The 229-nt window shown below is 72.1% G+C and carries 1 protein-coding gene; it reads right to left on the bottom strand.

Annotated features, from left to right (window positions below; genetic code table 11):
* Positions 1-5 precede the first annotated feature (5 nt).
* On the bottom strand, positions 6-229 hold a 224-nt coding region (locus tag ACEN88_RS36465; protein ID WP_413347236.1), incomplete at its 5' end, for a PLP-dependent transferase.

Consider the following 229-nt stretch of genomic DNA (forward strand, 5'->3'; position numbering starts at 1 on the left):
GCATGTCAGGCTCCTTTCTGCGCCAGTTTCAGGGCGCGGGCGAGGTCGCCCGCTTGTCCCGCGAGGAAGGCGGCACCATGGACCACGAGGTCGGCGCCATGGTCGAACACGGCCAGCAGCCACGGCGTGGCGAGCGTCGCGTCGACGAGCAGCGGCAAGTCGTGGTCATGCGCGACGGCGGCCACGCGCGGGATGTCGAGAACGGTGCCCTCCAGCCCGAGGGCCGCGC

This window comes from Massilia sp. CT11-108 (assembly GCF_047302915.1).
In the GTDB taxonomy this organism is placed as follows: domain Bacteria; phylum Pseudomonadota; class Gammaproteobacteria; order Burkholderiales; family Burkholderiaceae_D; genus Telluria; species Telluria orientalis.